This is a genomic window from Blautia sp. HCN-20427 (assembly GCF_037890365.1).
GTDB lineage: Bacteria > Bacillota > Clostridia > Lachnospirales > Lachnospiraceae > Blautia.
Genome location: NZ_JBBKBX010000019.1, coordinates 69,866 through 78,792, shown reverse-complemented (window position 1 = coordinate 78,792; position 8,927 = coordinate 69,866). Strand labels below are relative to the sequence as shown.

Genomic DNA, 8,927 nt, shown 5'->3' with positions numbered 1-8,927 from the left:
ACTGCCATAACATAACGAGTTAAAAATGAAATCTCGCCACTACGGAAACAAATGGTGGTGAGATTTTTTATGCTATCTTCCGTACTCTCTGCATTATTTCCCCATTACCAGTTGAAAATTTCCACTTTTTCAGATAGAATAGAGTGTACTAAAACGGATACAATATACAATATCGTTATTTTGCTTCAGCATATTGTATACGAAATACAAGATTGCGGGAGGAACACACATGAGACTGAGAGCACTTGCAAAGATTAATCTTGGTCTGGACGTTCTGCGCAGAAGAGAAGACGGATACCACGAACTGCGCATGATTATGCAGACTATTAATATGTATGACCAGTTAGATATGGAAATCAGCCGGAAACCTGGCATCAAGATTACCACAAACCTGCCTTTTGTGCCGGTAAACGAAAACAATCTGGTGCACAAGGCGGCAAAGCTTTTGATGGATGAGTTTGACATTCAAGAGGGACTTACCGTAGATTTGCAGAAGTTTATTCCTGTAGCGGCAGGTATGGCAGGAGGAAGTTCCGATGCAGCGGCGGCTATGATTGGGGTCAACCGTCTGTTTCATCTGGGGCTGTCTGTAAAGGAATTAATGGAGCGAGGCGTAAAAATCGGGGCAGACGTACCGTATTGTCTGTTAAGAGGAACTGCACTGGCAGAAGGAATCGGAGATAAATTAAGGGCGCTTCCGGCCTGTCCGGACTGCTACGTTTTAATCGGAAAGCCGGGCATTAGCGTATCAACTAAATTTGTCTATGAAAATCTTCATGCAAACCAGCTGGAATATCATCCGCCTATTGACGAAATGCTGGAAGCAATTCAGTGGCACAATCTGAATAAAATCGCTGACCTCATGGGAAATGTACTGGAAACGGTTACCATTCCCCATTATCCTGTCATAGAGGAAATTAAAAACCATATGAAAGACCATGGAGCTTTAAATGCCATGATGAGCGGAAGCGGTCCTACAGTGTTTGGTCTGTTTGATGATAAGAAACTGGCGGAGCATGCCTGCGAGGCATTAAGAGAAAGCCATCTTGCACGAACTGTTTTTCTGACAACAGTGTTTAATAACGGCGGAAGGAGGAAATAAAATGGAATTGGAAATGCATATGGACGAATATCTCCCTTTGCGGGATGTTGTCTTTAATACACTGCGAAGAGCGATTTTAAAAGGCGAATTAAAGCCGGGGGAAAGGCTGATGGAAATTACCCTGGCAGACCAGTTGGGTGTCAGCCGCACCCCAATTCGGGAGGCCATTCGTAAGCTGGAACTGGAGGGGCTGGTGGTTATGGCACCCAGAAAAGGGGCGAAAGTGGCGTCCATTACAGAACGGGATTTAAATGATGTGCTGGAGGTGCGTAAAGGCATGGAGGTGCTTGCTATCTCTCTTGCCTGCGAGCGGATTACCAGAGAAGAGATGGAGAAACTGGAAGAAATTGAGAGCCGGTTTCAGAATCTGATTGAGGAAGGAAATCTGACAGAACTGGCGGAAGTGGATGTGGAATTTCACGACACTATTTACAATGCCACAAATAATAAAAGACTGGTGCAGCTTTTGAATAACCTGCGGGAACAGATGTATCGTTACCGCATGGAATACCTGAAGGATATTGCAGTAAGAAGAACCCTGGCAGAGGAGCACCGTTCTATCTGTGAGGCTTTAAGAGCACGGGACGAGAAAAAGGCTCTGGACTACATCAAAGTGCATATCGACAACCAGCAGAAAGCCATTATCCGCAGCCTGAATTAGGAATAGACAGAGAGACAGGCAGGAATAGAATAGAAAGATTGCGGGATACTAAAAGGGAGGTGAAAGCCTCTCTTTTTTGTTGCTTAAAAATTCGACAGAATATGATATTCAGGAGGAAGGGCATGGACTGCAAGATTTCTACTCATATAGAAGAAAATGAAACCTACGTCAGAAGCAGGCTGTACAATTGTGACGACTGTATTATACGTCCCATGATTTTGGGAGAGGAGAAAAAAATCAGGTGTCTGGTGGTTTATATAGAAGTGGCTGTCAGCAACATGATGCTGGAAGATTCCGTCATTGGAAAACTGGTGAACCATATGTGGGAAATGCCCGCGGAGGAGATTCTGCAGTTTGTGAAGGATAATGGAATGGGAATTTCTGACGTACAGCCATTGGATACCATGGACGCGGCGTTTGCTTCTATGCTGGCAGGTAATGCGGTTTTCTTTCTGGACGGGTATGCCAGAGCTATCAAGGTATCCAGCAAGGGGTATCCCAACCTGTCTGTGGCAGAGGCTTCCAGAGAAAAAGTTTTAAGGGGCTCTAAGGAAGGGTTTACAGATGCGGTGAAGACGAATTCCGCCCTGGTAAGGAAACGGATTCGGGATACCAGGTTAAAGGTGAAACAGAAAACACTTGGGGAAAGAAGTCAGACTTTGGTGCAGCTTTTGTACATGGAGGACTTGGTGCGGCCGGAACTTCTGCAGGATATAGAAGACAGGCTGGACTCTTTTGTCATTGACGGTGTGCTGGATTCCGGAGTGATTGAGCAGCTTACTGAGGAAAGCTGGATTTCGCCTTTTCCTCAGTTTCAAACCACAGAGCGGCCGGATAAGTGTGCAGCTGAAATTTTAAACGGAAGGATTCTGCTCTTGTGCGACCATTCCCCTATTGGTATGCTGCTTCCGGCGGCGTTTGGCGATTTCCTGCAGGTCAGCGAAGACCATTATAACCGCTTTGAAATCGTATCTCTGCAGCGGCTTATCCGGTATGCGGCAGTGTTTTTTACCCTGCTGTTTTCCGGCACTTATCTGGCTGTGACGAATTTTCATACTCAGGTGCTGCCAGCCAGCCTGATTCTGTCTTTTTCAGAGGCGCGGCAGGGAGTTCCCTTTCCCGGTGTACTGGAAATTTTGTTTATGGAAATTGCTTTTGAGACCATTCGTGAGGCGGGGGTGCGTATGCCGGGTCCTCTGGGAGGAACCATTGGCATTGTCGGCGGTCTGATTGTGGGGCAGGCGGCAGTGGAGGCTAATCTGGTCAGCCCCATTGTAGTGGTCGTGGTGGCTGTGACGGCGCTTTGTTCTCTGGCTATTCCCAACGAGGAATTTTCTGCGCCATTCAGACTTTTGAAGTTTGGCTTTATTTTGCTGGGAGGAATGCTGGGAGTGTTTGGAATCCTTCTGGGGCTGTATCTTACTGCCAGTCATCTGGCCGGGTTAAAAAGCTTTGGAATTCCGTATCTGACGCCTTTTGCAGCACAGACAAAGGCAGGATACAGAGGAGAAGGAGACAGCGTGATTCGTGCGCCTTTCCGCTTTTTGACCAGAAGGCCCCTTTACGCACAGAGAAATCAGAAGGTACGGCTTCGCATGGAGAAAGGGGGAAAATGAGATGTTTGCAGACAATGCGCAGATTTCCCACAGACAGCTTTTCAGACAGATTCTTTTAGGACTTTCGGGAATTTATTTTCTGACAGTTCCGGTTTGCGGGGAATTAAGGGGAAGACAGGGAATGCTCTCCCTTCTTGGGGGTATGGTTCTGTATTTGTTTTTATGCATTTATTTTATCCGTCTTAAGACCGTCTTTCGCAGCCCTCTGCAGTATATGGGGAAAACAGCAGGTCGTATTTTTATTCTTCTGTATTTGTCCTGGATGTGGTTTGCAGGGGTGTATCTTCTGCTTCTGATTGCCCGGATTACGGATCGTTTTCTTATAGAAGGGAGCGTACCCTGGGTTGTGATTGGACTGGCCGGGGCCGCAGCGTATCTGGGAAGTCATCAGGGGCTGGAGAGGCGGGGGAGAATGGCAGAAGTGTGTTTTCCCGTTGTTATGGTCATTTTAGTGGGGATGCTGCTTTTGGGAATTCTCCGCATGAAACCGGAGTATTTAAGAGAAATGGGACCTTTGAGTCTGAAAGGCTGGCTGAAAGGAACGTATGAGGTGTGCTGTCTGTTTCTGCCTTTTGTTTTTTTGCCGGTGGCTTTGGGAAATGTGAAAAAAACGGGGGAGACCGGACGGGTTATGGGCAGTGCAGTCATGATAATTACAGGCCTGCAGATACTGGGACTTCTGCTTTTGCAGGGCAGTTTTGGACTGGGGGGATATGAGCATAAGGAGTATCCGGTGATTGATTTTATGTCCGGTATCCGTATACCTGGTGACTTTCTGGAGAGAGTGGATATTTTCTGGCTGGCAGCTGTACTGTTCAGCGTACTTTTCGCTTTGGGCAGTGTATTTTTCTATAATCATGAACTGCTGGTACGGGTAAAAATGGAAAAGACGGCATGGATTGCAGCAGGAGGCATTGTTTTTGCCGCTCTGGTATGTCAGAAAGAAGAAGTTTCTCCGGACTTTTTTTGGAATGTGACAGCCGGAATTTACGGCCCTCTGTTTCTGCTCCTGCTTTTGTTCGGTGCAGGTTCCGCCCGGAAGAAGAAAGCGCTGGCTGCCTTGCTGGCCCTTATCTTTTTGCCCCTGACTGCCTGTGGTGTCTCTCTGGAAAGCAGGGTGTTTCCCCTTGCCATAAGTGCAGATTATCAAAAGGGACAGTATGAACTTATTTACGGAATTCCCGGTCTTACCCAGATAACCGGGCAGGATAAGAAATCCACAGAGGACAGTCAGGCACAGGCAGTTGCCTATAAGGGAAAAGAGCCAAAAGAAGCAGAGAAAAATTTTAATAAAAATCAGGAAAACTATCTGGACATGGGACATTTGAAAGTGCTGATTCTGGGGAAAGGGATTCTGCAGGAGAAGGAAGCGTTGGAGGAATTTTTGCAGTATTTGGAAGAAAAACCGGCTGTGGCGGGAAATCTTTACGTCTTTGCCTGTGACAAGCCGGAAGAGCTGATGAGTCTGGATAGTCAGAACACAGATTCCGTGGGTGAATATCTTACAGGAATTCTGGAAAACAATCTGGAGGGAAAACCAAAGGATGCAGTTACTTTACAGGATTTGTATAATGCATGGCACAGAGAAGAGGAATTCCCCCGGCTCCCCATTGCAGAGGTGGTGAATAAAAGGCCGCAAATCCGTCAATACTCCTGGTGAAATCAAAACCGGGAGGTACATAGAACATGGACGGGAAAAAAGACTGGAAAGATAGATGGACAGACAGACTGGCAAACCGGAAAGCCGTGCTGAATGCAGTGTTGGTTAGTCTGGCGGGTGTGTTGTTTCTGACGGGAATTTACCTGGTGCACTTAAAACGGGAAAACAGAGAAATACGCCAGCGGTTGGAGCGGGAAATTCAGCAGGGCATTGCAGGAGAGGTGTTCCGCTTTCATGTGGTGGCCAACAGCGACCGGGAGGAAGACCAGGAAGTAAAATTAAAGGTAAAAACAGAAATTACGGAATATCTGGAGGAATTGCTTCCGGAGGAGACGAATCTGGAAAAGACAAAAGAAGCAGTTCTGACCCATTTGCCGGAAATAGAAGACAGAGCAGAGAAGGTGATGAACCGTGAGGGCTTTGATTATGAGGCCCAGGCTGTGGTGGAGAAAACCTGGTTTCCGGAGAAAACTTATGGGGACTGTACCTTTCCTGCCGGAGAATATGAAGCTTTGAATCTGCGGCTTGGAAAGGCTCAGGGGCATAACTGGTGGTGTATGCTGTATCCGTCTCTTTGCTTTATTGATGAGACTTACGGTGTGGTAACAGAAGATAAGAAGGAAGAGCTGAAGGACGTGCTGACAGAGGAAGAATTCCTGGAAATTTTAAAAGACCCGGAGAAAAAAGAAAAGGTGCGCATTGGATTTCGGTGGTTTTCATCTTGAAATCTGTCTCTGTAAAGGGTACAATGGAAACTAAACGAGAAAATGACAGGTAAGAGGTATCCTATGAATCAGAGAAAAGATGCGCCCATTGGTGTTTTCGACTCCGGTGTGGGCGGATTAACAGTGGCAAGGGAGATTATGCGAAATCTTCCCCACGAAAGAATTGTATATTTCGGAGATACGGCAAGAGTACCTTACGGCAGCAAGTCCAGGGAGACGGTTATCCGCTATTCCAGGCAGATTGTCCGTTTTTTAAAGACACAGGAAGTAAAAGCCATTGTAGTAGCGTGTAATACCGCAAGTGCATTGGCACTGGAAACTATTCAGCAGGAAACAGATATTCCCATGCTGGGGGTGGTAGAGCCGGGAGCCAGAGTAGCAGCGAAAACCACAAGAAATAAGAAAATCGGACTTATCGGCACCCGGGCAACAGTGAAGTCCGATTTATATCGTACCATGATTCAGAAGACAGATCCGCAGATTCAGGTTATTGGTCAGGCATGTCCCCTGTTTGTGCCTCTGGTAGAGGAGGGGTGGCTGAAAGATTCCGTGACCATAGAGGTAGCCAGACGGTATTTGAAGCCTTTGCTGGAGCAGGATATTGATACCCTGATTTTGGGCTGTACCCATTATCCCCTTCTGCGTTCCATGTTAAGGGGTCTGGTAGGAGATAAGGTAACGCTGGTAAATCCTGCGTATGAAACAGCCAGAGAACTGGGACGGCTTTTAGAGGAAAAGGGACTGGAAAATGAAGGACGGGCAGAGGAAGAATTTCCTTATCGTTTCTTTGTAAGCGATGAAGAAGCGTATTTTCAGGAATTTGCCAATTCCATTCTGCCTTATGATGTAAAAATGACAAAGCAGATAAATATTGAGGAGTATTAATCATGACAAAAGATGTGTTGGTTACGGTAAAGGGACTGCAGAGCATAGAGGCAGGAGAACCGGAAGAAGTAGAAATGGTATCCAGAGGAGATTATTACTACAAGAACGGACATCATTACATTTTCTTTGATGAAGTAGTAGAAGGCTTTACGGAAAGTACGCGAAACAGTATAAAAGTATCAGACAACAGTGTAGAGGTTAAGAAAAAGGGACTGACCAATGTGCAGATGATTTTTGAAGAAAACAAGAAGAATCTTACCTATTATGCCACACCATTCGGAAATCTGCAGATGGGCATTGCTGCCACAAAGATTGATGTGAAAGAACAGGAAAAAAGTCTGGATATTTCTATTGATTATGCATTGGAAATTAATGCAGAGCATGCGGCGGACTGCCGGATTTGTGTGAATGTGAGACAAAAGGACGCGGGAGAGTTTTCGCTTTGCGGGAATTAAAAAATATCCCACCAAACCAGATGAAAGTTTGCTCCGGTTTGGTGGGATATTTTTTATTATTTGCCTTTGCTCATATTCACAGCTTTGTCCTTCATGCGGGCAAACCAGCCTTTTTTCTTAGCCGGCGGTGTCAGTGCGCCGCGCAGGCCTCTGACGCCAATGATGTAAATACCGCTTACATCTGCCTTGACTTCTTTCTTTACAGGAATTAAATCATAAATAGACTCGTCTGCAACTAAAGTCATAATCTTTGGTCCGATTTTCGCCTTTACAATCGGCAATTTGGAACGTCTCATCAGCTTCGGCGTCTGGTCAATGACCATCTGCGGAAGACCGGATTGTTTAATAGGCAGCCGCTTTTTGTCGATAATCAGCATAGAGATTGTCTGCTTTGCCGCCTCCATCTGTTCCTGCTGTGCTTCCTGTTTCTTCTGTGCTTTCTTTCCCAGAAAATATAGAACAACAAGCCCAATGACTAAAATGATTAAAATAATCAGCAATATTGTTCCAGCCATTTGCGTTGACCCTCCTACTGTTTCTATTTCAATAAATTCACACTTTAATTATTCTATCATTCTTTCAGGGAAAAGGCAACTGAAAAGTTGACGCACGCAGGGACTTTGTGGCATAATTGCTTTTGTAGAGAGAAACAGAACAGAGAGGAAAATATAAATATGAAGAAAAAAATGGTAATCCTTCTGCTTACCCTTGGTATTCTGGGAATGGCAGCCGGTTGTGGAGACAAAAAGGCCGATACAGACAAGAAAGAAGAGACAGCAGAAGAATTTGTTCTGACAAATGACGACGGAAAAGTAGTGGCTGTAGATGTGGAAAATCTGGAAGACTATATCACATTAGGAGAATACAAGAATCTGACCGTGGAGGAGAGTCCCAAGACAGAAATCTCGGACGAAGATGTGGATTCCAGCATTCATTATATGCTGCTGAACCAGTATGAACAGGTGGAAGTTACGGAGGACAGAGCGGTACAGAAGGAAGACACGGTAAATATCGACTATACCGGCTATATGGACGGCGAAGAGTTTGAAGGCGGTTCTGCAACCGGAGACGACTTGCTGATTGGTTCCGGCTCTTTTATCAGCGGTTTTGAGGATGGGCTTATCGGACACAAAAAGGGCGAAGAAGTTACTCTGGATTTGAATTTCCCAGAGGATTATCAAAACGAGGAAATGCAGGGAAAAGCCGTACAGTTTAAGGTAAAAATCAATAAAATTTCCCAGGCCCCGGAACTGACCGACGAATGGGTGGCGGCAAACACGGATTATAAGACTGTGGAAGAATATAAGGCAGCCCAGAAGGAACTGATGCAGAAGAGTGCAGATGCAGATTATGAAAGTCAGGTGAAATCCGACTTGTTCTCCCTTGTTGTGGACGACACAGAGTTTAAAGACTATCCGGAAGATTTGTTGAAGGACACAAAAGAGAAAGTGAGAGAGCAGTTGGATTCCATGTATCAGGCCCAGGTTGGCATCAGTCTGGACGATTACATCAAACAGCAGGGTATTTCTGAGGAAGATGAGGACAAAGCCCTGACTGAGCAGGCACAGAATTATCTGAAACAGAATCTGGTGGTGCAGGGGATCCTCAATGCAGAAGGCATTGAAATGACGGAAAAAGACTATGAGGAAGAAGTGGAAAAATTTGCACAACTCAGCGGTTTTCCGGATGCCAAAACCATGCAGAGTTATTATTCTGACCAGAGTGTAATTAAGGAAAGTGTACTTTGGAATCGTGCGTGTGATGTTCTGATGGAAACGGCTACTGTAAATGTAAAGGAAGCAGAAACAGGAGATGAGTAATCT

Annotated in this window: 9 protein-coding genes; 8 read left to right on the top strand and 1 reads right to left on the bottom strand. The window is 45.7% G+C overall.

Annotated features, from left to right (window positions below; all coding sequences use genetic code 11):
* The first annotated feature begins 229 nt into the window (after window positions 1–229).
* The 7 genes from ispE to WKT17_RS12110 all read left to right on the top strand — a co-directional run bounded on the left by ispE (window position 230) and on the right by WKT17_RS12110 (window position 7,104).
* Window positions 230–1,102, top strand: a complete 873-nt coding sequence (ispE, locus tag WKT17_RS12140; protein ID WP_173749039.1) for a 4-(cytidine 5'-diphospho)-2-C-methyl-D-erythritol kinase — start codon at window positions 230–232, stop codon at window positions 1,100–1,102.
* Between the two features lies 1 nt (window position 1,103).
* Entirely contained in the window at window positions 1,104–1,763 is a 660-nt protein-coding gene (locus tag WKT17_RS12135) for a GntR family transcriptional regulator (protein ID WP_173749040.1), read from the top strand.
* 122 nt (window positions 1,764–1,885) lie between these two features.
* The gene (locus WKT17_RS12130; protein WP_173749041.1) at window positions 1,886–3,379 is read left to right on the top strand and encodes a spore germination protein; all 1,494 of its coding nucleotides are present in this window, start codon (window positions 1,886–1,888) and stop codon (window positions 3,377–3,379) included.
* 1 nt (window position 3,380) lies between these two features.
* The gene (locus tag WKT17_RS12125; protein ID WP_294542380.1) at window positions 3,381–5,039 is read left to right on the top strand and encodes a GerAB/ArcD/ProY family transporter; all 1,659 of its coding nucleotides are present in this window, start codon (window positions 3,381–3,383) and stop codon (window positions 5,037–5,039) included.
* 26 nt (window positions 5,040–5,065) lie between these two features.
* Window positions 5,066–5,764, top strand: a complete 699-nt coding sequence (gene spoIIR, locus WKT17_RS12120) for a stage II sporulation protein R (protein ID WP_294542382.1) — start codon at window positions 5,066–5,068, stop codon at window positions 5,762–5,764.
* Between the two features lie 63 nt (window positions 5,765–5,827).
* Window positions 5,828–6,649 (top strand): glutamate racemase, encoded by an 822-nt coding sequence (murI, locus tag WKT17_RS12115; RefSeq protein WP_173749044.1) that lies wholly within the window; start codon window positions 5,828–5,830, stop codon window positions 6,647–6,649.
* A 2-nt stretch (window positions 6,650–6,651) separates the two neighbouring features.
* The gene (locus tag WKT17_RS12110) at window positions 6,652–7,104 is read left to right on the top strand and encodes a DUF1934 domain-containing protein (protein WP_291681172.1); all 453 of its coding nucleotides are present in this window, start codon (window positions 6,652–6,654) and stop codon (window positions 7,102–7,104) included.
* Between the two features lie 56 nt (window positions 7,105–7,160).
* Here WKT17_RS12110 and WKT17_RS12105 read toward each other — a convergent pair whose 3' ends face one another.
* On the bottom strand, window positions 7,161–7,619 hold the full coding sequence (locus WKT17_RS12105) for a hypothetical protein (protein WP_173749046.1): 459 nt from the start codon (window positions 7,617–7,619) through the stop codon (window positions 7,161–7,163).
* 159 nt (window positions 7,620–7,778) lie between these two features.
* On the opposite strand from WKT17_RS12105, the gene tig reads away from it, so the two are divergent.
* Window positions 7,779–8,924 carry a trigger factor gene (gene tig, locus WKT17_RS12100; protein WP_291681171.1) on the top strand — a complete coding sequence of 382 codons (1,146 nt, stop codon included), beginning with the start codon at window positions 7,779–7,781 and terminating at the stop codon, window positions 8,922–8,924.
* The last annotated feature ends 3 nt before the right edge of the window (window positions 8,925–8,927 follow it).